This window comes from Actinotalea sp. JY-7885, assembly GCF_014525465.1.
GTDB lineage: Bacteria > Actinomycetota > Actinomycetes > Actinomycetales > Cellulomonadaceae > Actinotalea.
In genome coordinates, this window is the sequence record NZ_JACEXH010000310.1 from 1 (window position 1) to 1,685 (window position 1,685).

At 76.6% G+C, this 1,685-nt stretch carries 2 protein-coding genes; both read right to left on the reverse strand.

The window, feature by feature from the left end; genetic code table 11:
• Positions 1 to 400, reverse strand: a 400-nt coding sequence (locus IDM29_RS16630) for a twin-arginine translocase TatA/TatE family subunit (RefSeq protein ID WP_188037832.1), incomplete at its 3' end; no start/stop codon positions are given.
• Between the two features lie 45 nt (positions 401 to 445).
• A partial coding sequence (locus IDM29_RS16635; RefSeq protein WP_188037833.1) for a S1C family serine protease occupies positions 446 to 1,685 on the reverse strand: 1,240 nt, incomplete at its 5' end.

Sequence of the window (1,685 nt, forward strand, 5' to 3'; positions counted from 1 at the left end):
GTCCGGCGCCGGTCACCGGCCCCCCGCCCCCGGGCGCACCGGCACGCGCGGCAACGACGCCGCCACCCGCGGCGACTCCCGCTCCCCCGCCACCGACTCCCCCACGACCGGCCGCCGACGCCGTCCTGGCCGCGGGCGGCGGCGCGACGTCCTCGAGCAGCGCGTCGCGCACGATGCGGCGGGGGTCGTAGCGACGGGGGTCCAGGGACGCCCAGTCGACGTCGGCCGCCTCCTCGCCGAGCTCCTCCGCGACGCGCTCGCGCGCCGTGGTCGCGAACCGGCGCAGGGTCCGGACCCAGGAGGCCAGCTGCTCCGCGTACGCGGGCAGGCGTTCGGGGCCCACCACCAGGAGGGCCACCACGATGAGGACGAGGAACTCGCCCCCGTTGACGCCGAGCACGCGGTCAGACTAGCCGCGGGTCCCGGCGCGACGCCGAGGCCGCACCTACTGCGCGCCCGTGGTCTGGTCGAGCACCACACGCACGTCGCGCTCGTCGTCCCCGCTGCGGACGGTCAGGGTGATCGCGTCCCCCGGAGCCTTGGCCCGGATGGCGACGATGAGCTCGTCGTCCTCCGTGACCGGGCGACCGTCGATCGCGACGATGACGTCGCCGGGCTCGATGCCCGCGCGGTCCGCCGGGCCGTCCGGCGTCACGGCGGGCGTGCCGTTCTGCGCCTCGGCCGAGACCTGGACGCCCTCGCCCTCGTAGCGCGAGTCGAGCAGGACGCCGATGACCGGGTACGTCGCCGAACCGGTCTCGATGAGCTCCGCCGCCGTGTGCCGGGCCTGGTTGGAGGTGATCGCGAAGCCGAGGCCGATGCTGCCCGAGGCGCCGCCGGCCCCGGGTCGCTGCGCGATGGCGGAGTTGATGCCGATGACCTCGCCGGCCGCGTCCACCAGGGGTCCGCCGGAGTTGCCGGGGTTGATCGCAGCGTCGGTCTGGATGGCGTTGATGAAGGCCGTCTCCTCGGCCCCACCACCCGCCGAGACGGGCCGGTTGAGGGCGCTGACGATGCCCGTGGTGACCGTCCCCTGGAGCCCGAGCGGGGCGCCGATCGCCACGACGGGGTCGCCGACGACGACCGCGTCCGAGTCACCGAGCACGAGGGGCGTGAGGTCCGTCCGGTCGATCTTGAGCACGGCCAGGTCGTACGCGGCGGTCCGCCCGACGATCTCGGCCGGCTCCTGAGCGCCGTCGGCCAGCACGACGACGACCTCTCCGCCGTCCGCGGCCGCCGCCACGACGTGGTTGTTCGTCAGGATGTAGCCGTCGTCGCGGAGCACGAAGCCCGACCCGGTGCCCTGGCCGCCCTGGCCACGGACCTCGATGGACACCACGCTCGGCAGCACGGCCGCGGCGACCGCGGCGACGCCCTCGAGCTCGCCGGAGACGCCGCTGCCGACGGGCTCGGGCAGCGCGGCGTCGCTCGGGCGCCGGCTCTCCGACCAGCGGTCCGCGACGACGCCGCCGGCGGCGCCCGCGAGGAGCGAGAGCACGAGCAGCGGCACCACCCACACGACCGCGAGACCGCGGCGCTCGCGCCGCGCAGCGACGGGTCGACCCCAGCTGTCCGTCGCCGCCGGGGCGTCCTCGCCCTCGGGCGCGGGCCCCTGGTCCCCGAAGAGCTGTGCGAGCCCCGTGGCAGCCGGCTGCTCGGGAGCCGGCGCGCGGTCGGGCGACGCC